The 24,535-nt window shown below is 49.5% G+C and carries 26 protein-coding genes and 2 pseudogenes; 13 read left to right on the forward strand and 15 right to left on the reverse strand.

From position 1 onward, the window contains the following. Positions 1-41: 41 nt before the first annotated feature. Positions 42-389 (reverse strand): helix-turn-helix domain-containing protein, encoded by a 348-nt coding sequence (locus ACN0S4_RS09710; RefSeq protein ID WP_417657488.1) that lies wholly within the window; start codon positions 387-389, stop codon positions 42-44. Continuing rightward, on the reverse strand, positions 389-739 hold the full coding sequence (locus tag ACN0S4_RS09715) for a toxin-antitoxin system TumE family protein (RefSeq protein WP_417657489.1): 351 nt from the start codon (positions 737-739) through the stop codon (positions 389-391). The genes ACN0S4_RS09710 and ACN0S4_RS09715 overlap by 1 nt, the downstream gene beginning before the upstream one ends. A gap of 153 nt (positions 740-892) precedes the next feature. Here ACN0S4_RS09715 and ACN0S4_RS09720 point away from each other — a divergent pair, with 153 nt between their 5' ends. Together ACN0S4_RS09720 and ACN0S4_RS09725 are read left to right on the forward strand one after the other, a co-directional pair. Beyond that, the gene (locus ACN0S4_RS09720) at positions 893-1,756 is read left to right on the forward strand and encodes a YicC/YloC family endoribonuclease (RefSeq protein WP_417657490.1); all 864 of its coding nucleotides are present in this window, start codon (positions 893-895) and stop codon (positions 1,754-1,756) included. Positions 1,757-1,936: 180 nt separating this feature from the next. Beyond that, positions 1,937-2,140, forward strand: a complete 204-nt coding sequence (locus tag ACN0S4_RS09725) for an Arm DNA-binding domain-containing protein (protein ID WP_417657491.1) — start codon at positions 1,937-1,939, stop codon at positions 2,138-2,140. A 48-nt stretch (positions 2,141-2,188) separates the two neighbouring features. Here the strand turns inward: ACN0S4_RS09725 and ACN0S4_RS09730 are convergent, their stop codons facing one another. After that, positions 2,189-3,082: a LysR family transcriptional regulator gene (locus ACN0S4_RS09730; protein WP_417657691.1), complete on the reverse strand. Its 894-nt coding sequence runs from the start codon at positions 3,080-3,082 to the stop codon at positions 2,189-2,191. A 155-nt stretch (positions 3,083-3,237) separates the two neighbouring features. On the opposite strand from ACN0S4_RS09730, the gene ACN0S4_RS09735 reads away from it, so the two are divergent. The 5 genes from ACN0S4_RS09735 to ACN0S4_RS09755 all read left to right on the forward strand — a co-directional run bounded on the left by ACN0S4_RS09735 (position 3,238) and on the right by ACN0S4_RS09755 (position 6,739). Then, positions 3,238-3,996 carry an SDR family oxidoreductase gene (locus tag ACN0S4_RS09735; protein ID WP_417657492.1) on the forward strand — a complete coding sequence of 253 codons (759 nt, stop codon included), beginning with the start codon at positions 3,238-3,240 and terminating at the stop codon, positions 3,994-3,996. 74 nt (positions 3,997-4,070) lie between these two features. Next, the gene (locus ACN0S4_RS09740) at positions 4,071-5,078 is read left to right on the forward strand and encodes a zinc-dependent alcohol dehydrogenase family protein (protein ID WP_075608639.1); all 1,008 of its coding nucleotides are present in this window, start codon (positions 4,071-4,073) and stop codon (positions 5,076-5,078) included. Between the two features lie 22 nt (positions 5,079-5,100). Then, positions 5,101-6,108: a zinc-dependent alcohol dehydrogenase family protein gene (locus tag ACN0S4_RS09745; protein WP_417657493.1), complete on the forward strand. Its 1,008-nt coding sequence runs from the start codon at positions 5,101-5,103 to the stop codon at positions 6,106-6,108. A gap of 73 nt (positions 6,109-6,181) precedes the next feature. Next, a complete protein-coding gene (locus ACN0S4_RS09750; RefSeq protein ID WP_417657494.1) occupies positions 6,182-6,418 on the forward strand; it encodes a low temperature requirement protein A in 237 nt (78 codons plus the stop codon). Between the two features lie 12 nt (positions 6,419-6,430). Continuing rightward, the gene (locus ACN0S4_RS09755; protein WP_417657495.1) at positions 6,431-6,739 is read left to right on the forward strand and encodes a hypothetical protein; all 309 of its coding nucleotides are present in this window, start codon (positions 6,431-6,433) and stop codon (positions 6,737-6,739) included. A 290-nt stretch (positions 6,740-7,029) separates the two neighbouring features. Here the strand turns inward: ACN0S4_RS09755 and ACN0S4_RS09760 are convergent, their stop codons facing one another. The 3 genes and pseudogenes from ACN0S4_RS09760 to ACN0S4_RS09770 all read right to left on the reverse strand — a co-directional run bounded on the left by ACN0S4_RS09760 (position 7,030) and on the right by ACN0S4_RS09770 (position 9,623). Continuing rightward, on the reverse strand, positions 7,030-8,106 hold the full coding sequence (locus ACN0S4_RS09760) for an alkene reductase (protein WP_417657496.1): 1,077 nt from the start codon (positions 8,104-8,106) through the stop codon (positions 7,030-7,032). Between the two features lie 119 nt (positions 8,107-8,225). Next, positions 8,226-8,441 (reverse strand): annotated as a pseudogene (locus ACN0S4_RS09765) (alpha/beta hydrolase-fold protein); the annotation flags it as partial. A 54-nt stretch (positions 8,442-8,495) separates the two neighbouring features. After that, complete coding sequence (locus ACN0S4_RS09770; RefSeq protein WP_008175541.1) at positions 8,496-9,623, reverse strand: S-(hydroxymethyl)glutathione dehydrogenase/class III alcohol dehydrogenase; 1,128 nt, start codon at positions 9,621-9,623, stop codon at positions 8,496-8,498. Between the two features lie 198 nt (positions 9,624-9,821). On the opposite strand from ACN0S4_RS09770, the gene ACN0S4_RS09775 reads away from it, so the two are divergent. Continuing rightward, a complete protein-coding gene (locus tag ACN0S4_RS09775) occupies positions 9,822-10,691 on the forward strand; it encodes a LysR substrate-binding domain-containing protein (RefSeq protein WP_123634556.1) in 870 nt (289 codons plus the stop codon). Between the two features lie 111 nt (positions 10,692-10,802). On the opposite strand, the gene ACN0S4_RS09780 is transcribed toward ACN0S4_RS09775, so the two are convergent. Beyond that, a complete protein-coding gene (locus tag ACN0S4_RS09780; protein WP_374367937.1) occupies positions 10,803-11,111 on the reverse strand; it encodes a helix-turn-helix domain-containing protein in 309 nt (102 codons plus the stop codon). Between the two features lie 123 nt (positions 11,112-11,234). Then, positions 11,235-11,816, reverse strand: a pseudogene (locus tag ACN0S4_RS09785) (AraC family transcriptional regulator); the annotation flags it as partial. Between the two features lie 63 nt (positions 11,817-11,879). On the opposite strand from ACN0S4_RS09785, the gene ACN0S4_RS09790 reads away from it, so the two are divergent. Continuing rightward, positions 11,880-12,182, forward strand: coding sequence for a putative quinol monooxygenase (locus tag ACN0S4_RS09790; protein WP_007182542.1), 303 nt, complete (start codon positions 11,880-11,882; stop codon positions 12,180-12,182). A 967-nt stretch (positions 12,183-13,149) separates the two neighbouring features. On the opposite strand, the gene ACN0S4_RS09795 is transcribed toward ACN0S4_RS09790, so the two are convergent. From ACN0S4_RS09795 to ACN0S4_RS09805, 3 genes are read right to left on the reverse strand one after another with little or no spacing between them, the layout of a single operon-like run. Beyond that, positions 13,150-13,644, reverse strand: coding sequence for a hypothetical protein (locus ACN0S4_RS09795; RefSeq protein WP_417657497.1), 495 nt, complete (start codon positions 13,642-13,644; stop codon positions 13,150-13,152). Between the two features lie 12 nt (positions 13,645-13,656). Further along, complete coding sequence (locus ACN0S4_RS09800) at positions 13,657-13,914, reverse strand: hypothetical protein (RefSeq protein WP_417657498.1); 258 nt, start codon at positions 13,912-13,914, stop codon at positions 13,657-13,659. After that, positions 13,907-14,563 carry a hypothetical protein gene (locus tag ACN0S4_RS09805; protein ID WP_417657499.1) on the reverse strand — a complete coding sequence of 219 codons (657 nt, stop codon included), beginning with the start codon at positions 14,561-14,563 and terminating at the stop codon, positions 13,907-13,909. Before ACN0S4_RS09805 ends, ACN0S4_RS09800 begins: the two co-directional genes overlap by 8 nt. Positions 14,564-15,221: 658 nt before the next feature. On the opposite strand from ACN0S4_RS09805, the gene yjjJ reads away from it, so the two are divergent. From yjjJ to ACN0S4_RS09825, 4 genes are all read left to right on the forward strand, one after another. Beyond that, positions 15,222-16,613, forward strand: a complete 1,392-nt coding sequence (gene yjjJ, locus ACN0S4_RS09810) for a type II toxin-antitoxin system HipA family toxin YjjJ (RefSeq protein WP_417657500.1) — start codon at positions 15,222-15,224, stop codon at positions 16,611-16,613. Positions 16,614-16,761: 148 nt separating this feature from the next. Beyond that, positions 16,762-17,058 (forward strand): helix-turn-helix domain-containing protein, encoded by a 297-nt coding sequence (locus ACN0S4_RS09815; protein ID WP_417657501.1) that lies wholly within the window; start codon positions 16,762-16,764, stop codon positions 17,056-17,058. Next, entirely contained in the window at positions 17,048-18,289 is a 1,242-nt protein-coding gene (locus ACN0S4_RS09820; RefSeq protein ID WP_417657502.1) for a type II toxin-antitoxin system HipA family toxin, read from the forward strand. The genes ACN0S4_RS09815 and ACN0S4_RS09820 overlap by 11 nt, the downstream gene beginning before the upstream one ends. Before the next feature lie 54 nt (positions 18,290-18,343). Next, positions 18,344-20,194, forward strand: a complete 1,851-nt coding sequence (locus ACN0S4_RS09825) for a DUF885 domain-containing protein (protein ID WP_417657503.1) — start codon at positions 18,344-18,346, stop codon at positions 20,192-20,194. 41 nt (positions 20,195-20,235) lie between these two features. Here the strand turns inward: ACN0S4_RS09825 and ACN0S4_RS09830 are convergent, their stop codons facing one another. The 4 genes from ACN0S4_RS09830 to ACN0S4_RS09845 are packed head-to-tail and all read right to left on the reverse strand — an operon-like array spanning position 20,236 to position 24,523. Next, positions 20,236-21,627, reverse strand: a complete 1,392-nt coding sequence (locus ACN0S4_RS09830) for an ATP-binding protein (protein ID WP_417657504.1) — start codon at positions 21,625-21,627, stop codon at positions 20,236-20,238. Beyond that, a complete protein-coding gene (locus ACN0S4_RS09835; protein ID WP_417657505.1) occupies positions 21,624-22,289 on the reverse strand; it encodes a response regulator in 666 nt (221 codons plus the stop codon). The genes ACN0S4_RS09830 and ACN0S4_RS09835 overlap by 4 nt, the downstream gene beginning before the upstream one ends. Continuing rightward, on the reverse strand, positions 22,270-23,853 hold the full coding sequence (locus tag ACN0S4_RS09840) for a phosphoethanolamine transferase (RefSeq protein WP_417657506.1): 1,584 nt from the start codon (positions 23,851-23,853) through the stop codon (positions 22,270-22,272). The genes ACN0S4_RS09835 and ACN0S4_RS09840 overlap by 20 nt, the downstream gene beginning before the upstream one ends. Then, positions 23,834-24,523 carry a phosphatase PAP2 family protein gene (locus ACN0S4_RS09845; RefSeq protein WP_417657507.1) on the reverse strand — a complete coding sequence of 230 codons (690 nt, stop codon included), beginning with the start codon at positions 24,521-24,523 and terminating at the stop codon, positions 23,834-23,836. The genes ACN0S4_RS09840 and ACN0S4_RS09845 overlap by 20 nt, the downstream gene beginning before the upstream one ends. Positions 24,524-24,535 lie beyond the last annotated feature (12 nt).

Raw genomic sequence — 24,535 nt, forward strand, 5'->3', positions numbered from 1 at the left:
GCTGTGAATTAATGCGATGAAATAAAGTGGGCGCGATTATATCAGATGTGGATCTGAAATTCTGTCGCAACAGCAATAGGCTTCATTGCCTTCTGATGCCTCTCCATTTTCACCAAACCGTAATGTGCCATGGTCTTCAGTGAGCGAGATAGATTGCTGGGCGCACGTCCAGAAAGCACTGCTAATTCTTTGAGCGACTGAGGATTATTCTGCGCAATCATTTTAAGCAGCTCACGATTTTGGTCGGACAATATTTCCGCAAGCGAGCGAATCGACGGAAACCAAACTTTAGGCTCATTCTCAGAGGGCTTTAACTCGCCCTTGGCAATAGCAATGAGTCGAGCACGAATCTCGTCTTGCGACTTCACGCCAATGTGCAGAATAGACATTAGTGTTTCTCCTTCATGTACGAATCTGCTAAATCAAAGAAATCTTGAAGTAACTTGCCAGCATTTATGAACTCATAGGGAATAACGCGTCCGTTAGCTGTGTGAATATGATCACTGAATCTGGGCTTCTTCCCGAATGTCGTTGCTTTAGGGATGGGGTGGGCGTTATCCATTCCAAGTACTCGAGTTCCGGTAGAGTCATGCAATGTCAGTGAATACTTAATACCGTGAGGCACTCGCTGATTAGCATTGATTGATTTCGCCTCGATAAATATCCAGTAACCAGCCTCTTGGTAGATCACGACGCCATCCAAATCCAGCAGCGTTTCGAGAGTATAATCCACACCCATTAAAATATCACCTGATGATAACTAAAATGTTTAACTTAGTTGAACACCAGTTTTAGACTTGTGCGACCGTATATTGATGTCAGACATCGACCTACTGTACCGCGAGACGAAGAGTGCTAAACTACGCGCAGTTAAAGTTTATAAGGAAGATCAATGATTCAAAGTATGACCGGTTATGCGCGGCATGAGATGAAAGCCGAGTGGGGCAATGCGGTGTGGGAAATGCGCTCGGTCAATCAGCGCTTTTTGGAAACCTACTTCCGGTTGCCGGAGTCATTTCGTAGCCTAGAGAACAACTTGCGTGAACGTCTGCGGAAGCAATTGCAGCGTGGCAAGGTGGAATGTTCACTGCGTTTGACCATTGAACAAGGCGGACAAACCTCGCTCAACCTCAATGAAGAACTCGCTAAAAGCGTCATTTCATCCGCGAATTGGGTCGCCAACCAGTCAGCCAGTGCCGTGTTGAATCCCATTGATGTGTTGCGTTGGCCAGGTGTGGTTGCCCAGCAAGAAGACGACATGGATGCCATTCAAGCCGACGTACTCGCCGCCTTTGAAACCACATTGGCAGAATTTATCGAGAACCGCGAAAGCGAAGGTGCCGCATTACAGCGCTTACTCGAAGAGCGCCTTGAAGGCGTGTCCGAGCGTGCCGGATTTGTTCGCAACCACATGCCAGAAGTGATGAAGTGGCAGCGTGAGCGCCTAATGACCCGCCTCGAAGAAGCCAAAGTCGAACTCGACCCACAGCGCCTCGAAGCCGAAATGGTTATGCTGGCGCAGAAAGTCGACGTTGCCGAAGAACTCGACCGCCTCGACGCCCACGTCACCGAAACCCACAAAATCCTCCGCAAAGGTGGCGCCTGTGGCCGCCGTCTCGACTTCATGATGCAAGAGTTCAACCGCGAAGCGAACACCCTCGGCTCCAAGTCCATCAACGCCGACATCACCGCCGCCGCCGTCGACCTCAAAGTGCTCATCGAGCAAATGCGCGAGCAGATCCAAAATATAGAATAAAGTCATGTTAAGTTTTGTTAAGTATACTAAGTTTGGATAAGGTCGCGTCATTGCGGCCTTTTTCGTTTCTAATGGTAATGCAATGTTCGTGATTGTCCGCTATATTGTGGTGACAAAGGTGGTGACAAATAATTTATAGGGTCTCCATCTTTTGGTTTTGTCACCACCTGGGAGATAGTCATGAACAGTAGCCAGATCAAAGCACTTGTTAGAGCCGGTGAGGACGTTCGGAAAAGTGTGGGTGATGGGCTCTATTTCAGAATTGAACAAGGTACTGCGTCATGGTTTGTAAGATATACATACGCGGGTAAGCGCAAGGCCATCACCTTGCCGGAAGGCTATCCGAACTGCTCGTTGGCTGACGCTAAGATTTTTTTGCAATAAAGTGAGCTAATGTAGTATTCGCACTTTATGAATATTACTTATGTGCCATTAGCGGACACTCAATCTTGACACCAAGTGATCAAAAACCAATCGAACACGTTGTGGTACTGGACCACGTTGAGGGCGATAAATATATAAATCCCAAGGCACAGGCTCGACCTCTTCTAACACTCTAACAAGTTTCTCTTGGCGTAATAAGTCTTGGGCCAAAAAGTCAGGAATTTGAGCAAACCCCAGTCCATTTTGTACACCCATTAATTCAGCTTCGGCGTCGGCACTTCGAAAACGTGTTATGGATGGCGTCCACTGTCTGTCCATGGAAAAAACCCATGGCCAAAGCTTTCCCGTATTGCGATCTACTAACCCTGCAACCGGCAAGTGGTTTAGTTCTTCAATAGACGCAGGCCTTCCCACTCTATTTATTAAGTCAGGCGAAGCCACGACATACATATTAATTTTGGTGAGCTGGCGGGCAATAAATCGACTATCTCTCATGAAGCCGATACGAATCCCAATATCTATTTTTTCGTCAACTACATCCACGCGCTCGTCACTGAGTGTCAGGTCTATATCCAGTTGAGGATGTATTGTTGAAAGTTCCAGTAATACTGGCATTAAGCACTTATGACCAAAACCAACAGGAGCTGCGATACGAACCCGCCCTTGTAATTCATTACCCGAGTTAGGGGCGCTTGTTTGAAACAATTCATCTACAGCGCGCAGGCGTTCTTTTGCTATCAAAGCAAATTTTTCTCCAACTAGGGTCACTTGTATGTGTCGAGTATTTCGATGAAATAAAAGCTCCCCTTGCAATCGCTCTAACTCCTTCACTGCTCGCGTCACTGCCTGAGGAGAAATTCCCAGACGGTTAGCCGCTTCTTTAAAGCTGCGAGACTCAGCAGCAGTACAAAATATCCGGAGCATTTCCAATCTGTTAAGCATCACAGTCACACTCAGGTTTGATATGAATACACAAATATTATTCCAAATTATGGAATTGTCAAATAAAAACGTTTCCATTTATTGGTTTTTAAAGGTAAGGGATACTTTGCTTGTTATTTAGACAACGTCATTCGACTTATTTGAGGATATTAACTATGAGCAGTGTTTTAGCAAATAACATCAGCGGTAAGGTCGTTGTTATCACTGGTGGTAGCAGCGGTTTAGGCGAGACCACGGCAAGACATTTAGCCAGCCTTGGCGCATCTGTTGTTTTAGGTGCCCGACGCATCGATAAGCTTGAAGCTATTGCTGCTGACATACGCGCAGCGGGCGGAGAAGTTGCGGTTCAAGCGACAGATGTGACTAGCCTGGACGAAGTGAAGGCCCTTGTAAATCTTGCACAAGAGCGCTTCGGTAAAGTTGATGTGGTTATCAATAATGCAGGGTTAATGGCGATTGCACCGTTAGCTGAGACTCGAGTTGACGAATGGGATCGCATGATTGACATCAACGTTAAAGGTCTGCTGTATGGAGTAGCCGCAGCGCTTCCGATCTTTCAGGCTCAGGGAACAGGCCACTTTATCAATATTTCTTCCGTAGCAGGTATCAAAGTATTCAGTCCCGGCGGCACGGTTTACAGCGGAACCAAATTCGCTGTTCGCGCTATTGCCGAAGGCTTACGCCATGAAGTTGGGGGTAAAATTCGTTCAACAATCATTTCACCAGGTGCAGTTGAATCTGAATTAAAACATGGAAGTTCAGATACTCAGGGTGCAGCCTTTGTAAAAGATTTTTATCAGCAAAATGAAATTCCATCTGAATCTGTTGCTCGTGCTATCGCATACGCAATTGAGCAGCCTGCGGATGTGGATATCAACGAGATTGTTCTGCGCCCAACTGTTCAAGAGTTTTAATTCGTTTAATAAAAGACCGATTAACCAGCGGGTGATTTAACCACCCGCTGAATATTCAGTTTGTGAGGTTATTGATGACAGCGTTAAACAGACAAATGCGTGCTTTGATATTAGATAGCTATGAAGAAGGTACAGTATTCCGGGATGCCCTGATTAACTTACCTTCTCCATCAGCAGGTCAGGTGCAAGTAAAAATATTTGCAAGTGGAGTCAATCCTATTGATTACAAGATCCGCCAAGGTATCGCTCCTTACGCCATGCCGGAATTACCCGCAGTACTTGGCACCGATTTAGCTGGAGAAATTGTTGCTGTCGGCGACGGCGTCACCGACTTTGCAATAGGCGATGCAGTTTATGGTCTGACTGGCGGAGTGCGAGGATTGCAAGGCTCATTGGCTGAATATGCCAACGTAGATGCTGAGTTACTTGCTCCCAAACCGAAAAATTTGTCCATGCGTGAAGCTGCGGCTTTACCTCTGGTTGCACTTACTGCTTGGGAAGGTTTGGTTGACAAGGCGAATGTTAAAGCGGGCCAGAAAATCCTTATCCAAGGTGGAGCTGGCGGAGTTGGGCATTTAGCCGTGCAAATTGCTAAGGCTTTAGGTGCCGACGTTTATGCCACTGCATCGACTGGAAAACAACAACTGCTCAAGGCGCTTGGTGCCACGCCAATTGATTATCACACTGCAAGCCCTGCTGACTACATGGACGCATACACCCAAGGCAAAGGATTCGATATCATTTACGACACTGTCGGTGGCTCTGCACTCGATGCCTCATTAGGTATCATTGCACATTACGGCCATATTTTAAGCTGTGCTGCATTCAGCTCACATAACCTCGCACCGTCGTCAATACGTTCTGCAACATTGTCAGGAATTTTTGTGTTACACCCACAGCTCAGCGGAGAGGGACGCAAACATCATGGTGACATTCTGCGGCAAATTACGGCTCTTGTTGAAGCTGGACAAATTAAGCCACTACTCGATCCGTTACGCTTTTCCCTAGACACGGCAATGGATGCACATAATGCCGTAGAGTTGGGGTCCATGGGTAAAGTCGTTATTGATGTAATTGCTTAAAAAGTCATTGTTGAGGATGCATATGAACCCAAGAAAACTAATTCGAACTGTTCGTTTCCATGAATTAGGTGGCCCCGAGGTATTAACTATTGACTCGCTGGCGAGTCCAAGTTTGCAGGCCACTGATGTTCGTATTGCGGTCAAAGCTGTTGGGCTCAATCGTGCTGATGCCATGTTTAGGCGAGGCCACTATATAGAAAAGGCTGACTTCCCGTCGCGAATCGGCTATGAAGCATCCGGGATAGTTATTGAAGTCGGGGAAGAGGTGAATCATTTACGCCTTGGGGAAGAGGTTTGTATTGTCCCTCAGATGGGGCTTTCTCAGAATGGCTGCTACGCAGAAGAGATTGTCGTACCAAGTGAATATGTGGCACCCAAACCAGCAGGGCTAACCTTTGCTGAAGGCGCAGCAGCTTGGATGCAGTACCTGACAGCTTATGGCGCTTTGGTCGAAATTGCTAACGTGCAAAAAGGCGATTCAGTACTGATAACCGCCGCATCGAGCAGTGTTGGATTGGCTGCGATTCAAATTGTGAATTCTCTGGGGGGTACCGCTATCGCTACAACTCTAACAGGAGCTAAAAAGGCTGCTGTGCTCAAGGCTGGCGCGGCCCATGTGATTGCAACCCAAGAAGAACCGCTACTGGATAGCTTGAGAAGCATCTTGGGAGCAAACAATTTAAAAATCGCATTTGATGCTGTCGGTGGGCCGCAGATAGCTGAAATTGCTGAAGCAATGAGCCCTGAAGGAACAATAATAGTGCACGGAGCATTAAGTCCCGAAACAACCCTTTTTCCCTTAAAAATAGCACTTCGTAAAAGTCTGACAGTTAGGGGGTATGTGTTTACTGAAGTTATAAAAGACATCGAGCGTTTTCGCAGAGCAAAGCAATTTATCCACTCGGGTTTATCCGAAGGAACACTCAAGCCTGTCATTGATCGAAGCTTTAAATTTGAAGAGATAGTGGCAGCGCATCACTATCTGGAGTCAAATCAGCAGATTGGTAAAATCGTGGTCGAACTTGATTAACAGTTCGTAGCTTCCGCTAGTCTCTGGCCGGCGCATAATTCACCGCCAGAACAACAAGAAAAAGGTGTAGTGTATGGTCATTAGCGATCTTCTCTGGCGGCGACCGCGCCATTACATGGATGTCGATGAAACCCACGACCGCGTGCACTGGGTGGAACTTTTCTTCGACCTGGTCCATGTGGTGACAATTTTCATTCTGGGGAATTACCTGTCCCATCATCTGGGGTGGCAAGGATTCTGGGTGTTTACGGGACTGTTCCTGGCGATTTTCTATGCCTGGGCAGACAGTTCGGTCTATAACTCACTGTAGATCTCCACGGACATGCCGCATCGCGTGGCGATGGCACTTAATATTGTCACGATGATGACCATCGCGGCGGCGATTCCCGACGTGGGCGGTGAAGGCTGGACGTATTTCGCGCTGAGCTACGCGTTGAATCGGGCGCTGACGGCCTATCTTTACTGGCGGGCGCGCTGTACCGACAACGCGGCCATGGGCGGCTTGTCCCTCTTCGCGCTGGCCTGGACTTATTTCGACTGTGCCGGCAATGCAAAACCGAAGAGCCGCACCAGTGCTGTGCTGCTGAGATACTGGTGTAGTAGCCCCCAATTAAAACGGACACCTTGGTAGAAGCAAGTTGACGAAGCGTTTTGTGGTGCCGGGCCAGCCTGAGAACACCTCAGTGGAGTTCGGTGCCTACGGCTTTACCCCCGAGGAGATTACGGAGCAAGGTATCGACAGGAGCGACCGACCGTACAGCAGCCTGGTGTATCTGTCCACGAGCCGCAGTTATCAGTCAGCCGGTGGCACCTCGGGATGGACCACCTCGCCCTGCGGGCGGCACCTGAAAGCGGTCTAACCGGCCAGAGAAGTCGCCGCAACGAAAAAGGGGGCTAACAGCCCCCTTTCGACATTATGCTTCAGCTAACTCTTTCAAGGTAAGGGTAGTCAATATACCCTTCCGCACCCTGGGAGTAAAAAGTCGCCGGATCTGCTTCGTTGAGCTCGGCGCCAAGCTTCAGGCGCTCTGGGAGGTCCGGGTTGGCAATGAAGGGCACGCCAAAGGCGACAGCGTCGGCCAGTCCGGATTCGATGGCTTGTTCTGCTTCTTCACCGGTGTAGCCCATGTTGAGGATCAACTTGCCCTTGAAGTGTTCGCGGACCGGAGTAATGACGTCCGCTTGCTGTTCCCCGAAAAAGTCGCTGCGCATCAAATGAACAAAGGCCAGGCCGTAGTCGTTCAGGCGCTTGGCGAGCCAGGTAACCAGACCGACCGGATCACTGTCCTTCATGCTCTGGAAGCTGTTGAGGGGGCTCAGTCGAACACCGACGTTCTCGGAACCGAACACTCCGGATACGGCTTCAATCACCTCCAGCAGAAGTCGGGCGCGATTTTCGATCGGGCCACCGTAGGGGCCTCCTCGATGGTTGGAGCTATCACGCAGGAACTGGTCCAGCAGATAGCCGTTGGCGCCATGAACCTCAACACCGTCAAAGCCGGCGCGCTTGGCATTCTCGGCGGCGGTGCGGAAACCGTCGATGATGGCCGGGATTTCGCTGTCGGCCAGTGCGCGGGGAACCGTGTAGGACTTCTTACCTTCCGGTGTGTGCACTTCATCGCTGGTGATGGCAATGGCGCTGGGCGCTACCGGATCCTTGCCATTGTTTAACGCCGGGTGGCAGGCGCGGCCACCGTGAAAGATTTGCAGATAAATCTTGCCACCTTTGGCGTGTACCGCATCAGTGACTTTCTTCCAGCCTTCAACTTGCGCCTCGGAATAGATACCGGGCTCGCGCCAGAAGGCCGAATTGCCTTCAATAGCCATGGTCGCTTCAGTGATGATCAGGCCGGCAGAGGCACGCTGGGCGTAATACTCAACCATCATATCCGTGGGAACGTGATCAGCGTCGGCACGGACGCGGGTGAGGGGGGCCATGAAGACCCGATTGGCCAATTCACTGGCGCCCATTTTCAGGGGAGTAAAAAGTGTGTTCATAGCATCCTCGGGAAATTTTGTGTACGAGAGCTGATAGTATATCCGCCCGTTGGCCGGGCGGACTAATTCGGACGAGATATATCAATCATCATCCTGACTGATGCGACAGGCTGTTCATCGGCTCCGCTTTTCACGAGTTCGTCCTGTAGAAGATACGGAACCACACCGGTAAGCCCGGACAACCAATACAGCGCTGGCACCTTTTTGCCATTGGAGGCCTGCGGCGGCAGGTAGATAGCAAACCGCATCGAACAGTTCAGCGTCTCGGAGTGATGACTGTACTGCTTGTGCCAACCACCAAAACTTTTATTACTGCTCAGATTTTCAATAGTCATTGCAACCTCTCAACAAAACGGTCGCCCGCCTGACTGGCAGGCGACCAGATTTCATTACTTGTCGTAGTGAATAACGGTACGGATGCTCTTGCCTTCGTGCATCAGATCAAACGCCTTGTTGATATCTTCCAGCCCCATGGTGTGGGTGATGAAATCGTTCAACTTGAATTCACCTTGCATGTACCGCTCAACGATGCCCGGCAGCTCGGAACGGCCCTTCACGCCACCAAAGGCAGAGCCTTTCCAGACCCGACCGGTCACCAGCTGGAACGGACGCGTGGAAATTTCCTGGCCGGCGCCCGCAACACCGATAACCACCGACTCACCCCAGCCTTTGTGGCAGCATTCCAGTGCTGAACGCATTACATCTACGTTGCCGATGCACTCGAAGGAATAATCCACACCGCCGTCGGTCAGTTCTACGATCACTTCCTGAATCGGCTTGTCGTAATCTTTCGGGTTGATGCAGTCGGTCGCGCCCAACTGGCGGGCCAGCTCAAATTTGCTCTCGTTGATGTCGATAGCAATGATGCGGCTGGCTTTAGCCATGGTGGCACCAATCACCGCCGACAGGCCGATGCCGCCCATACCGAAGATGGCCACGGTAGCGCCCTCTTCTACTTTGGCGGTGTTCATCACCGCACCCATGCCGGTGGTTACGCCACAACCGAGCAAGCACACTTCTTCCAATGGCGCTTCTTTGTTCACTTTTGCCAGAGAAATCTCGGGCAGTACAGTGTACTCGGAGAAGGTTGAGCAACCCATGTAGTGATAGATCGGCTCGCCGTTTAACGAGAAACGAGTGGTGCCGTCTGGCATCAGGCCCTTGCCCTGGGTTTCACGAATCTTCCCGCACAGGTTGGTTTTACCAGAGGTGCAGAATTTACATTCGCCGCACTCAGGGGTGTAGAGCGGAATAACGTGGTCACCCACTTTCAGGCTTGTAACGCCTTCGCCTACCGACTCAACAATACCGCCGCCTTCGTGGCCGAGAATGGTCGGGAAAATGCCTTCGGGATCTTCGCCAGACAAGGTAAACGCATCGGTATGACACACACCGCTAGCGATCACCCGGATACGTACTTCGCCAGCTTGAGGCGGCATCACATCCACTTCTTCAATGGACAGAGGTTGTTTCGGGCCCCAGGCGATAGCGGCTTTAGATTTGATGGTCTGAGTCATGTTGTGTGCTCCAGATTTTGTCGGGCTTCGGCAGGTTCTTCTGCCATGTTGATGGGATCATTGTATTATTATTCTTAAGATAGATAATCGGCCAATTAAGCAAATCACCTTTACTGTATAGTAACAATGAACCGTATTTTGTTTGCTGGCGGCATTTTGTATCTAAGCTCACCCAAGTCGTAACGCAAGGAACTGAACATGTTTATTTGGGAAGGGGTCAGTGAGTTTGTGGCGGTCGCGGAAGCGGAAAGTTTTACCGCTGCGGCGAAACGATTGGGCATTTCCACAGCTCAGGTGAGCCGGCAGGTCAGCGCACTGGAATCCCGGCTTTCGACCAAACTGCTGTATCGCACCACCCGCAAGGTTTCGGTGACGGAAGCCGGCCAAACCTACTACCAGTATTGCCGCCAGGTACTCGATGGTCTGGAAGAGGCCGAGCGGGCCATGACCAACCTGCAACTTATCCCCAAGGGAAAATTACGGCTGACCGCACCGGTGACCTATGGCGAGAAGGTGATCGCCCCCTTGGTGAACGATTTCATCCTGCGCTACCCGGAGTTGGAGGTGCAGCTGAATCTGACCAACCAGAAGTTGGATCTGGTCGGTGGCGGTTACGATTTGGCGATTCGGCTGGGAAAACTGGAAGATTCATCCATGATGGCCAAGCGGTTGTCGTCACGAACCTTATACGTGTGCGCCTCGCCGGAATACTTATCCACCTATGGTGTGCCGCATTCGCTTTCGGAACTGGACCGGCACAATTGTTTGCAAGGCAATCTGGATTACTGGCGCTTTCAGGACCGAGGTAAGCCCTACAACGTTCGCGTTAAAGGCAACATGAAGTGCGACAGCGGTTGGGCGTTGCTGGACGCGGCCCTGAAAGGCATCGGGATCGTGCAACTTCCCGATTATTACGTTCAGCCGTCATTGGCCTGTGGAAAACTTATGAACTTGCTGGAACATTATCAAGAAGCCGACGATGGAATCTGGGCGATTTATCCACATAACCGGCATTTATCCCCAAAAGTGCGGATGCTGCTGGATTTCCTGGACGAATCGTTAAGTTAAATTCTGTGGGGCCGTGGCGGGCAGTAGTTTTGTCAGTTTGTCCAAATGCGCCGTTTGGCCTGCGTCAGTTTCCCGGCGGTCTCCAGCTGTACATACACCAAACGCCTCTGGTCATCCACCGCGTCGCAACTCCCTGACACCCCGGCCCAGCTTGCGGCGCAACAGGGCCCGCAGGGTCACCCCATCCGAGTACCCGACCTGTGCGGCGACTTGGTCGACGCTCGCGTTTCCGGTGCGCAAGAGATGGACGGCATGCTCCACGCGCAGGTCCTGGAAATACGACAACGGTGTCTTGCCCAAAACGCTTTGCAGCCGCCGCGCCAAGGTGCGCTCGCTTGTGCCCGCGGCGCTGGCCGCCTCGGCCAGCGAGAACCCCTTCGCGAGCTGACTTCTGGCCCAGGACTCGAAGCGCTCCACCATCGGGTCGGCATGCGCAAGGTGGTCGGGAATCACGAACTCGGCTTGCGAACTGCGTGCCTCGACCAGCAGATAGCGTGCCACCAGGGCCGCCAGCGCCGGACTGCGCCCCCGGATGATGCGCAAGGCCAGGTCGACGTGGGCCAAAGCGGCACCCGCGGTAGTGAAGCGTGTCGAGTTCACGATCATGCGTGACTCGTCCAGCGTGACGTTCGGATAGCGCTGCCGAAACATCGGCCCCAGCCACCATGACGTCGTCGCACGATGCCCATCAAGCAGGCCACTCTCTGCAAGCAAGAAACTACCGGAGCAGGCGGCACCAAGGTGCGCGCCAGCGGTGGACCACTGCTGTAGCACGGCGACCGCATCGGGCACGTCGGGGCGTGTGAGCCGAGCCGAGAGCGTGTCAGGCATCTTTTCACCAAACGCGGGCACGAGCACGACGTCTGGTTCCGGCACACCACGCGCAGTGACCACGGGGACCGTCAAGCCTTGCGCAGTTCGGATGCGACGCCGCACGCCCACCAGCGTGAGCTCTATGTGCGCGGGAGCCTGTGGAAGCGAGCCCGCCATCGCATTGGCCAAGCCCACTGTGTCGGTGAGCGCCGCAAGCCCCAGATCAAACACGCCATCACAAACAAGGATATGAAGTTTCATGGCAATAATGATATCAAAGTTGTCATTTTTGTCTATATAAATGGTTGTCATGAAGACTTAGACTGCAGGCTCGTCGGTGCTTTCACCTAAACCATTTACCCAAAGGATTACAATATGACCAAGCTCGCCCTGTTTGTTCGCCTCGAAGCCAAACCCGGCCAGGAGGCTGCGCTTGCCGACTTCCTGGCCAGCGCACTGCCGCTCGCCAACGCCGAATCCGGCACCACTGCCTGGTTTGCATTGAAGTTTGGCCCTTCGACGTTCGGTGTGTTCGATGCCTTTGCCGATGAGGCAGGTCGCCAGGCACATCTGAACGGCCAGATCGCCGCGGCCTTGATGGCCAACGCCGCTACCTTGCTCAGTTCTCCGCCCAATATCGAGAAGGTCGAACTCCTTGCAGCCAAGCTGCCTGCATGACAACCCGGCCTTGACTCAATCAGGTCACGCTGCAGGATGGGGTCACACGGCCCTACGCAGCCCCACCCCTCGATTGCCGGGGGGATGTTCGGCGACAATTAGGATGACCAGTTGACGACAATTCTCTTGGCCGGTTGGGTGTCTCAATAGGTACCTTTGAAGATTGCTGACCTGGAAGCAGAGGTCCCAGCTTTGAGGCCACGTCGGTCTCAATTTAGAGGAGTTAGAGATTACTTCGCTGAATCAGAGAAGGGGTGAGAGGCTGGTGGTGTTTTCGATTCGTCTCGGTTGAGTGGTTTTAGAGTATGGGGAGTATATTGGGTAGTAAGTCCTGAGATATTATTGGGTTTTGTGATTTAAGATATTGAAAGTAAAGTGCTTTCTTCTGCGTGATCAATATTCAGATCCAAAATATCGAGTGATACTTGGTTCGGAGCCAATCAGGAATACATATCAGGAAACGGGTTATAGAATTCTACAGTCACGGGCATTTCTAATATTTGCCCGGTTTTGCAGCCTGGGCAAGTGCTGTGGTTTTTGACGAAGGCTGAAGTTAGCGTATCCGAGCAAACAAGGGGTGTGTGACATGAATCACACATCAGTTCATCACCAATCCAGCCTGATTTCTCGAATCTACACTGACAGCAAACTAATGTTGATTCGCGAGCTAAATCACCGGTTCGAAGGTGTTGTACGAGCTTTTGAGAGGGGCTGTCGATATATTTTTCACCAATAGGTGTCATTTTTTTATAGACTCGATTCTCGGAATCTATGTAGTAACCAGTTAGTGATGGGAAGTTCGACTCGCGAATCACAACCTTCAGATTGTCCAAATCTTTACTGTATATTCGGTCAGGTCCGAAGCTTTCATAGGGTATCCAATAACTTGAGTTATCTTGGTTACGCCTAGCAATGAATACCGCACATAGTGGGCACTGTCGATTGTCACAATATTTGTAGGTAGCATTCATACGATTCTTCCCGATGACTCCGTATTTGGCGGGCGTAAAACCTCTAACGTCGGAGGACAAATTTGTCCATCTTTGACTATCGAGATTCCGTCTTGGATTTCTTGATTACTTAAAGTCTGCCAAGACTCCCGAATTCGGGTTCGCAAGAAGCCTGTGAAGAAAAGAGATTTGTCTCGCCCGTCATAAATAAAGAATAGTAGTCGAACAGTATGTCCGCCAAGTGCTGATTTACCTCGGTAAATACGTCGCCGCTTGAAAATGACGTGATAAACATCGCTGGTGTTGGGCTCGATATTATCGCTTATACACCGATAGATCGTATTCAAAGCCACACTAAAGTGAATATTCGGCATTCCTTTCTTACGTTTTTGAGCGTGTTGAAGAAAATCGCTGCACAACTGAAGGTTAGAATTCTTTACTTCAACCATACAGGGATGAGGGTCGTATGCGTTGTCGCCACGATTCGCCGCACGCATATAGTGATGCATCATCTCGGTGTCTCCTCAGTGTTGCCAATAAGCAGTAACGATTTTTCCATCGTCATTTTCAATGAGAACTACGCTTAAGTACTTAGAGCACAGCCCAACAATTTGCGGGCCAACTTCACTCTCAAGTTCTCGAATGCTTTTCTTGCTGAAGTATCGCTTATTTAATCCACCGTGAGCCTTTTGGCAGTCACCAAATTCCTGTAACCATCTGAGCGCTTGATTCGGAATAGCACGCTTTTGCTGACGTTTGGAGCAATGTATTGATTTATTCATTAGGAATCCTCTCTGGTAAATCAAAGATTGTTGGGTCGTCAAATAATTCATCGAGTTCAGGGTTTGAGTTAGGCAGATCTTTGTCCTCTAAGCAGCAGGCTGTTTTTGCATTCAATCCGTCAGCTACACTGTCCAAATCGATCAGATACATATTCATTCCAATAGCTCGAAGATCTTCGCGAATGAGGAATAGCGGGTCGTCCATGATGTAAGCTAGCGCGCTCACGGGAGATGTTGGAACACCCTCTGCGTAATTAGCAAACGATTCAACGTCTCGAGCGAGAGGTTGTATTTCGAGTTTAAGGAGTTGGCTGTGCCCGAATAGCATGAACAGCAAAATGCGGTTTATTAATGCATCGCGACTAACCACATGTTTCTTGGTAATACTGCTAAGACGTCCGGCAACCGACTTGTCTAAGACAACTGTTAGTGCAACGGTCGCTCGCTTTTTATCTAAACTCTTGTCGATAAAAGCTCGAGCGGTAGTGCTATTTTTACGTCCTTCCAAAGCCTCAGATATGTGAGCAAGCTCGACCGAAATGAGATGATTAAGAAAAGGATCGCGTTTCAAAAAATTCTTTGCCATCGCTTTTTCGAGTGCCCGAGCGACTGGCTTCATGATGCTAAAAGTAACTTTCGTTTGGTTCATGCTGATTTCCTGTGATTCAGATCATACGAACAGCATATACAAAATATACGGAATTACCCGTAAAAAATTTACGGTGTTTCGGAATACAAGAAAGCTCTAAGCCGGAGCTAGAAGTGGTTAGTTCCATTTTGGAAACAACCACTGAACACGGCGTCACTCTTAAGGAAGGCAAACTAAAAAGTGAACCACTCAAGTCTATTATTCGGCTCAAATAATGAGCCGAATAGAAGCTCTAATCGGCTCATCCCCATAGCAATTAATCACCATTACCAGTGAATAAACAGGGAGAGCTTCCTACCAACACATATATTCACCAATTACGGTGATTTATTCGGCTGGGGTTTAACGATATGGCGAAGAAAGTTACGGTCTCCGATATTCCAGATGCGCTGTTTATCGACAACGCAGCGGTGTTAAGGCAGCTAGCTAGAGCGAAACGAAGGGAGCTTGGCATCAAATTGGCGTTGACTAAACGTTTCTGCTATAACATCTAAACGACAACTATTAATCAATGCATAAATGCATGCGGCATACAGATAAGGTCTATCAAATAATGCATATAACACAATGGTATATGATTAGAAAAAGCCCATAATTATCCATGCATTAATAGCAGTATTTAATATCAATAAATACTCAACAGCGAGTTCATGATGCGATGCCAGAGTTAAACGATAACATTATTTCAATATTAAGGTCCGGTCCGATGTCTGCGGCAGAGCTGGCGCGTCGCCTTGATATAGATGCTACTACGGTGAGTCGCCGCTTGAATGCTATGGGCCCGAAGGTCATCAAAGCGGGAGACGGGCGTTCGACGCGTTGGTATTTAAGGCGGCGTTTATCGATGCCAACCCCCGCAATTAAAGCTGACGTAGATGTGTTGCCGATCTATCGTGTGGACGAGCATGGTCAGGCAGAAAAAATAGCTCATCTTCATGTGGTGTACCCAGCGGATAGTTATTTGGCTGAATATTTTCGCAAGAGTGACACTACCGACAAGCAACAGTCTGAGTGGACGTTTTTTGAATCATTGCCTTGGTGGGTAACGGATATGCGTCCGCAAGGATTCTTGGGGCGCTCGTTTGCGCAACAGCTTCGAGCGCAAGGGCAGCCTGTCGACTCTGATCCTAACCGTTGGTCGGAGGATACGACACTTTCGGTTCTTGCAAGCTACCCTCAGGATCATGTGGGGAACTTACTGATTGGTGACACAGCCTATACTCGGTGGTTAAACGCAGCTCCTGATTCCATGATGAGTGATGCAGAGGCTGGTACGAGAGCCGACGCAATTGCTCGAGGCGAGCATTTTGATTCCTCAGCAAAAGGTGAACAACCTAAGTTCACTGCACGATTGCATGAAGGAGAGTGTCTGATCAAGTTCTCGGGTCAGGTGAAACAGCTTGAGATTGATTCACCCGCAAACCGATGGGCGGATCTATTACATGCTGAGGCGCTGGCTAGCGCGGCACTGAACCAAAGTATTGCGAATATCGCAGCAACCAGTCGGAGTTTTCAAGTAAACCAACGAACACTGCTTGCATCGAGACGTTTTGATCGCACCGATACGGGTGGTCGCTTGGGAGTGATTTCTTGGACCAGTCTCGATCTCGAGTTTGTCGGAAAAGCCAATGAACCTTGGCCAGTTATCGCTGACTTGCTGCATCAACAAAATATTATTTCTGAAGTAGCAGCTACACATAGCAAGATAAGCTGGGCATTCGGTCAGTTGATCGCGAATTCGGACATGCACCTCGGCAATATCTCATGTGTGAATCGAGGCGGCCGCCCCTACGAACTCGCTCCGATTTACGACATGTTACCGATGCATTTTGCCCCCAAAAGCACCGGTGATTTGCCTGCAACAACATATGCAATAAGCATCCACCCGAGTGTTCCACGCATTTGTTGGGAAGCAGCTTTTCCCGCCGCTATTGCTTTTTGGAAGCGTGTATCGAGTCACGACATGATCAGTGACCATTTCAAAGTATTGGCTGCACAGCAACTGGAGATTACCCGCGAATTCGAATCAATTATTCGGAAAATGGCCTGACGTATTTGATAGCTAGGCAACATCACACCTTACTTTGTGTGATTTGATATTTGATTGTTCCAATAATAAGTAAAAAAAGCCCAATTAATTGCTAATTAGTCAAATTATACTAATATGAAAGCAGGAAGTGTGATGAAGAGGGCGAGATATGCAAGCTGTCGATGAATTTCACGAGCTTCTTGGCGAGCTGATCAAGCGCCATCGTGCGCAGCGCATGGACCAACAGGAGTTTGCGCTGCGGGTGGGGTGCAGTCCGAAAACGGTCTCGCGCATGGAGCAAGGTGTGCCGGTCAACTCGGAAACTTTGTTTACGGCGTTGGCGTTATTGGGGCAGCTCGATGCGTTTTTAGCTTTAGCAGATACCCAGCTCAAAATGGTCAGTGATTTGCCACAACGTAAGCGCGACGGCTCGACTGCACCGCAAGGACTCGACAATGACTTCTGAAGCTTATGTATTCATAGAGGGGTTAGAGTCGGAGCCTGTGTTGTGTGGGCGGGTGTCACTGAACACACGGACTGAGGTGGGTACGTTTGTGTACGGCAAGTCATATTTGGCGCGGGCCAACGCATTTGCAATCGATCCGATTCACTTGCCGCTCACGGAAACCGAACACCTCTGCACCATCAACAAAGGTATTTTTGGAGTATTGAGTGACGCTGGGGCTGACTCGTGGGGGCGCAAACTCATTACGCAGCTACACCGCACACAGCCACAGAATGAGTTAGAGTTTTTGATAGCGGGTGCCGCCATGGGAGTCGGCGCGTTGAGCTTCAGTCTATCGCGCGAACGAACCAAGCCCAAGCTATCGCCCAACACCCTTGCCGATCTTGAACTACTTCGTCGTGGGAAAAATGCCATTCTCGCTGCCGAGGAAGTGTCGGATGAAGTGCGACAAGCCTTCGTGTTCGGCTCATCGATGGGAGGCGCACGCCCAAAGACCTTGCTCACCCACCAAGATCAAGAATACCTCGTGAAGTTCAACAAAGCGGATGATCTCTATAATGTGGCCCGCGTTGAACACGCCACCATGCGCATGCTCGACGAACTTGGTGCAGTTCACGTTGCAAGCTCAGAAGTTATCAGTACCGGTGAGGATGACAGCGCAACTGAAGATGTTTTCCTTGTGAAGCGCTTTGACCGCAATGCTGGCGCTGTGAGTCATCATTTTTTGAGCGCCAATACGTTGTTGCAACAAAGTTCTATCAGTCAGCTAAGTCTCAAAACTTGGTACAGTTATGGCCGACTGGCTGAGTTGTTACGTCAGCATAGTGCTGAGGCGAGCGATGCTATCGATCTCTACTACCGTATGGTTTTCAATGTCTTGATTGGCAATACCGATGATCATGCACGCAACCATGCCTGGCTCATACCTCTCGATTTTCACGAGCAACATATTCCTCCGCAACAGGCATGGCGACTAGCCCCGGCTTATGACGTGCTGCCTATCAATGCCAGTCGGCAACATAGTTTGGGTATTGGTGATTATGGTCGTGAAGGTACTAAGGAAAACATGCTGTCACAAGCTAAGCGATTTGGATTGCAAGACTTCAAGGCTCGCAAAATTGTTGATGAAGTGAGTCAGCTGGTCGCGGAGTGGCCTCATTATTTTCGGCAAAACCAGGTGAGCGTTGGAGACATCGAGCGGCTACGAAACATGATCCCCCCGCTGTCGTGATTTGGTATGCTGTGGGCACGGTTAACTAGAATAAAAAACAACAGGAGTAACACCATGTTTGATATGAAGCGCATTGCGCTGGCGGTGTCGTTGGCATTGGCCGCGACGGCATGTTCGGAAGCACCGAAAACGAACGCAGCAACTGAAGCGCAGACCGCGGCTGAGCAACAGGCGCAGCAACAAACTGAATCGGAAAAAGCGAATCAGTTGTTTGAAGATATTTTCATGGATGCGGTGATGCGCAGCCCTATGTATCAGTCTTACTTGGGCATCAAAGATGACCAAGATAAGTGGGACGACATTTCGGACGCGAAAGCCGAAGAAGAGCTCGCTATTGCGAAAGCCAACTTAGAGAAAGTAGAAGCCATTGACGAAAGCCAGCTAGACGAACAAACATACTTGAGCTGGATGTTGATGAAGCAAGAGTTAGAGCAAGAAATTGCTGACTTCCAATGGCGTCATTATAACTATCCAGTGAATCAGATGTTCGGTATGCATTCGAGCGTCGCGTCACTGTTGATTAACCAACATCGCATTAGCTCAGTGGATGACGCTGAAGATTACATTGCGCGTCTGAATGGCCTACCAGAGCTATTCCAGCAGCTGAGTGAGAATCTCAAAATTCGTGCTGAGAAAGGCATTATCGCGCCGAAGTTTGTGTACCCGTATGTGATCAGTGATAGCCAAAACTTGATCAGTGGTGCACCTTTTGATGACGGTGAGCCAAGTGTATTGCTAGCCGATTTCACCAAGAAAATTGATGAGCTGGATATTGAGCAAGCGCAGTTCGACAACCTCAAAGGTGCTGCTGAAACTGCACTCGTTGAGTCAGTGAAGCCCGCTTATGACAGCCTTATCGCGACCGTAAAGGAGTTGGAAGCACAAGCCACCACCAAAGACGGCGCGTGGAAATTCCCAGACGGCGAAGCGTTCTACAACAACGCACTGCAACGCACCACTACCACCGATTTGACCGCTGATGAGATTCATCAAATTGGTCTGGATGAAGTGGCGCGTATTCATGAAGAAATGCGCGGCATCATGGAGCAAGTAGGTTACGAAGGCACGCTGCAAGAATTCTTCGTGTACATGCGTAACAACCAAGACTTTATCTACCCAGATACTGAAGAAGGTCGTCAGCGTTACCTTGATGAAGCGAAAGCGTACATCGATACCATGCGTGGCTTCTTAGACGAGTTGTTTATCACTAAGCCAAAAGCCGACATGATTGTGAAAGCGGTCGAGCCTTTCCGTGAGAAGTCAGCGGGTAAAGCGTTCTATCAGCAGCCGTCGATGGATGGTTCACGCCCAGGCGTTTACTACGCTAACTTGTACGACATGGCGTCGATGCCGACTTACCAGATGGAAGCTTTGGCTTACCATGAAGGTATTCCGGGTCACCATATGCAAATTGCGATTCAGCAAGAGCTGGAAGGCATTCCGTCGTTCCGTAAGTTCGGTCGTTACACGGCTTACAGTGAAGGTTGGGGACTCTACACCGAAATGCTGCCAAAAGAGTATGGCTTCTACAAAGACCCATACTCAGACTTCGGTCGCTTAGCGATGGAGTTGTGGCGTGCGGTGCGTCTGGTCGTCGACACGGGTATTCATGACAAACAGTGGACGCGTGAAGAAGGTATTGATTTCTACGTGAGCAATACGCCAAACGCAGAAGCCGATGCTGTGAAAATGGTTGAGCGTCACATCGTCATGCCTAGCCAAGCAACAGCCTACAAAATTGGCATGTTGAAGATTGTTGAGCTGCGTGAAAAAGCCAAAGCTGAGCTGGGCGATGCTTTCGATATTCGTGAGTTCCACGATGTCGTGCTAGCCAACGGTCCAGTACCGCTAAATATCCTCGAGCAGTTCGTCAACGACTACATCGCTGACAAAAAAGCTTCGTAAAAGAAGTCACAGTGTTGACGCGCTGCGGATCAAGTAGCGCGTCAAGCTTCAACTTTTGGTAGCTCGATTTCGACCAATAACCCGCCCGATTCTGCCTGTTTAAATTTCAGTGTTCCACGGTGGAGCTCAATGACTTTCGCGACGATTGAAAGACCCAATCCAGCGCCTTCAATATGTGAATGTTCCTGGTGTCGATAAAAGCGGTCGCCCAAATGCTGCAGAACATCCTTCGGCACGCCTGTTCCTTGATCGGTGATCGAGAGAAGAATATGTGACGCTGTCTGTTGCCCTCGAATCGAAATAGTACTCTCGGACGGTGAGAATTTCATGGCGTTAGCAATCAGATTGGAAATTGCACTGACTAACAGCAATTCATTCCCCTGAACGGACAAATCTGAAACATTGATATCCCACTGAAAGCGTTCGACATCACGACTCGGTAGACCATTAATTGCAGCCATCACAATCTCTTTGACCTGTAGCGATGCTGAGTTTGTTAGTGCGGCAGAACTATCTAATCTATTTAAACTGAGTAGCTGATTTACCAAATTCGACATGCGGTCGACGGATTCAATAATGGCTGCCGCTGATTGCTGAGCCTGCACAGGGTCGCTAGCATGCTGAACATTCTCAGCGTGCACTTTAATCGCGCTTAAAGGGGTTCTCAATTCATGTGAGGCGTCTGCGATGAATCTCTTTTCACGCTTAGAAAACAAGTCGACTCGTGCCAACAAAATATTCACGGCGGTACGAATAGGCTCAAGTTCTTGCGGCAATTCAGTGGTGATAGGGTGAAGTTGGTCGACCTCACGCGAGCGTAAGTCTTGCGCCAACTGGTTGATGGGCTTGAGCGCAAAGTAAACGATAAACAACACAATCAAGCTAATCGGTACCCACATCAACAACAATGGATACAACTGATCGCGAGCTAAATAACCACTGAGCTCACTGCGCACATCTTCGCGTTGAAAGGTATGTACCCAAATAGATTTTGCTACAGAGTAATAGCTGTAAACGAACCAGGTGTAGCCGCTGTGCTGTGCGTCATGATAACCAGCGCGTCTGTCGGTAAAGTCAAAAGCGAGCGCCTGCTCAGTATATGCCAGGGGTTGCCCTTGTTCGGTGGTGACAAAAAAGCCAATCTTATGCTCGTATTTATGCCCACTCTGACCACGTTCGAGTGAGCCATCGTCTACTTCACCTAAGTCATAAAAACTCGAAAGTGGGATTTCTTGTGGATTAGATTCAGCGAGCGCATCGACCGGATATAGAGACGCTATCGACTTCGCCGTTTGCGCCATTTGCGCATCAAAAACTTCATCAATTTCGTGCAGAATATCCCGATAGATATTCCATGTGGTGATCATTAATACAGCGATTACCGCTAAGTTAATACCTATGATTAAGGTGCGTCGTAAGGACCATTTACTCATGGTTTTGACTCACTGAGTCGGTAACCTAAGCCTCGAGCAGTATGAATAGTATTCGGCGGTAATTTCTTACGTAGATGATGCAGATGAACTTCTAGGGAGTTACTTTCATTGTCGCCACCCCAGCCGTAACAAGCACTCTCCAATTGCTCTTTGCTGACAATTTTACCGAGGTGAAGTGCGAGCTGTTTCATGATGAGCCACTCGAGTCGAGTCAGGTGAATAGTCTGCTCACCAACACGGCATTGCTGCGCGGCGAGATCAACAGTCAGTTCACCACAGGTCACGGTGTCATTGACTTGCTGTGTTTGGCTTCGGAGCTGCGCTCGAATACGAGCCTCTAACTCACGCAATTCAAAGGGTTTAACAACATAGTCGTTCGCTCCCTCATTCAATGCGGATAGCTTGCTCTCAAGATCGTCAAAGGCTGTGAGGACAATAACAGGCAATCGGTTGCCGGCTTTTCGTAACTGTTTAATTAAGCTGACTGAACGTCCGTCCGGGAGTCCTAAATCAAAGATTGCGAGGTCAAAACGGTCAGTACTTAGCGCGGCGTCCGCTTGCGCAAGCGTCAAACAGTGATCGACCACATACCCCATTCGTCCAAGGCCTTGGATAATGCCTTCGGCGAGCGACTGATGGTCTTCAAGGAGTAGTATGCGCAATGTTCACACTTCCTGTGGAGTCAATTAAATCGAGCTGATGGTCATATAACGCGGTTTCCACCTCGAAAAAGCCTAACAATGTATGAGCAAGATAATCATGGCTCACCGGTTGTTGGTTGTCTACGGTCATATTCTTAAAGTGACTAGTCGGCCATACAATCCACGGAATTTGACGCTGTTCAGCTGGCGCCATCCAATTCGGCAAACCGTGTAAATATATACCATGGTCGCCCAGTGATTCGCCGTGGTCAGACACATACATCATACTCGCATCAATGTCGGTGCGTGTTTGCAGTAATTCGATGACACCACTAATCAAGGCATCGGTTACCAACAAACTATTGTCGTAGGCATTGATAATTTGTTCCTTGCTACAAGCGGTCAAATCAGCACTCTCGCACTCCGGTTGGAATTGTTTGAGCGACTGAGGCGAGCGCTTATAGTAAGCCGGACCATGGCTACCCATTTGGTGCAAAACAATGACTCGATCGCGCTCTGTTTCTTGCAGAAGCGCTGATAAACGCGTCACCATGTCATTATCGAAGCACTCTAGCTCTGCACAACCTTGCTGGTCGAGCACCGTCGTTTCGATACGGTCACAGACATTCTTACAACCAGAATTATTCTCAATCCAGGTGGCCGAAATGCCCGCCTGTTTCAACACATCGAGAACGTTACTAGATGAGCGAACGGTATCGTTGTAAGTCTCTGCAGTGGCGAAGCTGAACATGCAGGGCACGGATATAGCCGTGGCGGTGCCGCAGGAAATCGCATTTGTATAGCTAAGAATTTGTCCGCTGGCTGCCAGTCTATTCAGTTTCGGTGTAGTTAACCGAGCGTAGCCATTCACAGAGAAATGGTCGGCGCGAGCGGTTTCACCGACAATCACAACCATCACTTTAGGTTTGGACATGGATTTTCTTTGCACCGCATCTGTGCCTAATGTCACAAATTCTGTCGGCACATCGAAGTGCTGCTTAATCACCGAAACGGTTGATGAAATCGCATTAAATGGAACAATCCGATACTTGATATCGCGGTGATTCCGAAATAATGACGCGAAGTCATCGTAATTGGTGTACATCATAGTGCTCATGACCGCCACTAGCAAAGTTGATGCTAAGACTCCTTGTCCCAGTTGGGTTGACCAGCGCGTTGTCGATGAATCAAATTTCCAAATCAGAATGCTCGGAAGTACGCCGAGAAGAAAGAGGTGCTGAAACAGCGCGAGCGATAGCAGATCAGCAGTTTCGCCAATATCAGTCTCGATAGTGTTAACTAACATGTCAGGGTCGATAACAACCCCGTACTGTTGCATGAAAAAGCTCACTGGAGCCGCAATCATAATGAGTGCAATGGCAACCACTTTAAAGCAACCCAGCGCGCGGCTCAGTGATAAAAATGCTGCATAGAACAGCCACAACAAGAGGCCAATTTTGAGTTGCAGCAGCGCACCGGCTTGATATTGTTCAAGCGCGCTAAGTAATGGGCGTGAATAGGCAATTACGAGCCAAGCCGATACGACAATGGACCAACTCAATGATTTAGCGTTGAACACTCGCATTGGCGTCTCCGATGTGAAAAATAATGGCGGGAATACACCAGCAAATGAATGCAGTGGTGACATCATCAATAAAAAAGTGTGCGCCTCTCAATTGCTGAGACAGACCCAGAATAAAGCCGATAATAAGAGCGGTGACGAATGCTTTTCGGGCTCGATGGGGATACCGCTGGCGCCAAAAGAAGTACAAAGCTATCCAGGCAAAGCCAATACTAGAGTGTCCGGCGGGGAAGCAGCGGCCTGCCGCTTGATCTTCAGGTCGAAACTGCCACAGTGGCACATAGGGCTGACTCCCTCCGAACTGCTGTAGATCCCACGGGCAGTCCATTCCTAAGATATATTTGAAGTAGTTCACTAGTCCAAACGAGAAAAGTACTGAGATGAGCAGCAGGGCATAACGATGTTTATCCGTGGCAAAAGGTCGCCCGATGTATTGATAGACGGTTACCAACAGCAGACCCAGCACCGCAACTATGTTCAGCCACCGAACTGTCTCGTGCAAAATGGTCTTCGTAATGAAGTGATTACGTAATGACCACCGCTCGCCTTCCCAACTGAAAAAAGTCTCCGCTAGGTCGAATTTTAGACCGGAAACTTCCAGTACAATTATGAGAGCTGCGAATCCAAGCATCACAGTCAGAGGGCGTTGGAATGAGTTTTTCAATGTGGCCACAGAATCACACTC

Source organism: Pseudidiomarina aestuarii (assembly GCF_048263735.1).
In the GTDB taxonomy this organism is placed as follows: domain Bacteria; phylum Pseudomonadota; class Gammaproteobacteria; order Enterobacterales; family Alteromonadaceae; genus Pseudidiomarina; species Pseudidiomarina aestuarii_B.

Coding starts and splice junctions, on each gene's coding strand:
- ACN0S4_RS09710 (WP_417657488.1), bottom strand. CDS start 389: ATGTCTATTCTGCACATTGGCGTGAAGTCGCAAGACGAGATTCGTGCT.
- ACN0S4_RS09715 (WP_417657489.1), bottom strand. CDS start 739: ATGGGTGTGGATTATACTCTCGAAACGCTGCTGGATTTGGATGGCGTC.
- ACN0S4_RS09720 (WP_417657490.1), top strand. CDS start 893: ATGATTCAAAGTATGACCGGTTATGCGCGGCATGAGATGAAAGCCGAG.
- ACN0S4_RS09725 (WP_417657491.1), top strand. CDS start 1,937: ATGAACAGTAGCCAGATCAAAGCACTTGTTAGAGCCGGTGAGGACGTT.
- ACN0S4_RS09730 (WP_417657691.1), bottom strand. CDS start 3,082: ATGCTTAACAGATTGGAAATGCTCCGGATATTTTGTACTGCTGCTGAG.
- ACN0S4_RS09735 (WP_417657492.1), top strand. CDS start 3,238: ATGAGCAGTGTTTTAGCAAATAACATCAGCGGTAAGGTCGTTGTTATC.
- ACN0S4_RS09740 (WP_075608639.1), top strand. CDS start 4,071: ATGACAGCGTTAAACAGACAAATGCGTGCTTTGATATTAGATAGCTAT.
- ACN0S4_RS09745 (WP_417657493.1), top strand. CDS start 5,101: ATGAACCCAAGAAAACTAATTCGAACTGTTCGTTTCCATGAATTAGGT.
- ACN0S4_RS09750 (WP_417657494.1), top strand. CDS start 6,182: ATGGTCATTAGCGATCTTCTCTGGCGGCGACCGCGCCATTACATGGAT.
- ACN0S4_RS09755 (WP_417657495.1), top strand. CDS start 6,431: ATGCCGCATCGCGTGGCGATGGCACTTAATATTGTCACGATGATGACC.
- ACN0S4_RS09760 (WP_417657496.1), bottom strand. CDS start 8,106: ATGAACACACTTTTTACTCCCCTGAAAATGGGCGCCAGTGAATTGGCC.
- ACN0S4_RS09770 (WP_008175541.1), bottom strand. CDS start 9,623: ATGACTCAGACCATCAAATCTAAAGCCGCTATCGCCTGGGGCCCGAAA.
- ACN0S4_RS09775 (WP_123634556.1), top strand. CDS start 9,822: ATGTTTATTTGGGAAGGGGTCAGTGAGTTTGTGGCGGTCGCGGAAGCG.
- ACN0S4_RS09780 (WP_374367937.1), bottom strand. CDS start 11,111: ATGGTGGAGCGCTTCGAGTCCTGGGCCAGAAGTCAGCTCGCGAAGGGG.
- ACN0S4_RS09790 (WP_007182542.1), top strand. CDS start 11,880: ATGACCAAGCTCGCCCTGTTTGTTCGCCTCGAAGCCAAACCCGGCCAG.
- ACN0S4_RS09795 (WP_417657497.1), bottom strand. CDS start 13,644: ATGATGCATCACTATATGCGTGCGGCGAATCGTGGCGACAACGCATAC.
- ACN0S4_RS09800 (WP_417657498.1), bottom strand. CDS start 13,914: ATGAATAAATCAATACATTGCTCCAAACGTCAGCAAAAGCGTGCTATT.
- ACN0S4_RS09805 (WP_417657499.1), bottom strand. CDS start 14,563: ATGAACCAAACGAAAGTTACTTTTAGCATCATGAAGCCAGTCGCTCGG.
- yjjJ (WP_417657500.1), top strand. CDS start 15,222: ATGCCAGAGTTAAACGATAACATTATTTCAATATTAAGGTCCGGTCCG.
- ACN0S4_RS09815 (WP_417657501.1), top strand. CDS start 16,762: ATGCAAGCTGTCGATGAATTTCACGAGCTTCTTGGCGAGCTGATCAAG.
- ACN0S4_RS09820 (WP_417657502.1), top strand. CDS start 17,048: ATGACTTCTGAAGCTTATGTATTCATAGAGGGGTTAGAGTCGGAGCCT.
- ACN0S4_RS09825 (WP_417657503.1), top strand. CDS start 18,344: ATGTTTGATATGAAGCGCATTGCGCTGGCGGTGTCGTTGGCATTGGCC.
- ACN0S4_RS09830 (WP_417657504.1), bottom strand. CDS start 21,627: ATGAGTAAATGGTCCTTACGACGCACCTTAATCATAGGTATTAACTTA.
- ACN0S4_RS09840 (WP_417657506.1), bottom strand. CDS start 23,853: ATGCGAGTGTTCAACGCTAAATCATTGAGTTGGTCCATTGTCGTATCG.